General features: G+C 49.2%; 1 protein-coding gene. It reads right to left on the reverse strand.

Translation table 11 applies throughout. The features are described 5' to 3' along the window. Positions 1–260 (reverse strand): condensation domain-containing protein (locus G9G53_RS26020; RefSeq protein ID WP_165150915.1); only part of this gene is annotated, 260 nt, incomplete at both ends.

Here is a 260-nt window from a genome sequence, read left to right on the forward strand (position 1 = left end):
TCTACAATATGATCCAGCTCTCCAGCCGTCAGTCCTTGGAAGGACAAGTCGCTTGGTGTCAGCTCCGGCAACTCTTTACCCACACAGTGAGCCAATACCTCACGTAAGCCCTCCTGCAACAGATCAGCCAGCTTTTTGATTGATTTTTTCATAAACATTTTGTTGCTGTAGCTGATCGTCAGTTCCAGTGCACCGTCCGTGATCATGCCGTTGATATCCAGAGCATACCGCTTGGTCAACGTGTCACTCATGGAAGCTCC

The sequence above is a fragment of the Paenibacillus sp. EKM206P genome (assembly GCF_011066155.1).
Lineage (GTDB): Bacteria > Bacillota > Bacilli > Paenibacillales > Paenibacillaceae > Paenibacillus > Paenibacillus polymyxa_D.